Source organism: Acetobacter sp. AAB5, assembly GCF_050106715.1.
Classification (GTDB): domain Bacteria; phylum Pseudomonadota; class Alphaproteobacteria; order Acetobacterales; family Acetobacteraceae; genus Acetobacter; species Acetobacter oryzifermentans.
On the sequence record NZ_JBNIEW010000082.1, the window covers coordinates 1 to 223 of the forward strand.

Genomic DNA, 223 nt, shown 5'->3' on the forward strand with positions numbered 1-223 from the left:
GGCGGTATCAAAGGAGGTGCGGCGGATCTCGCGCAGCAGATCGCGCCCATTGCCATCTGGCAACCCAAGATCCAGCAGCATGAAGTCATAATCCACAGTTGCCACGGCTGCGCGCGCATCTTCCAGTGTCATGAACCAGTCCACGGCATGTCCATCCTGTCGCACACGCTCCTGCACGGCTGCCCCAAGATCGTGCTCGTCTTCCACAATGAGGATACGCATC

1 protein-coding gene is annotated in these 223 nt (G+C 59.2%); it reads right to left on the reverse strand.

The window, feature by feature from the left end; genetic code table 11:
* The coding region (locus ACP7IZ_RS13895; protein ID WP_426849758.1) for a response regulator at window positions 1-222 on the reverse strand (222 nt) is incomplete at its 3' end.
* Window position 223 lies beyond the last annotated feature (1 nt).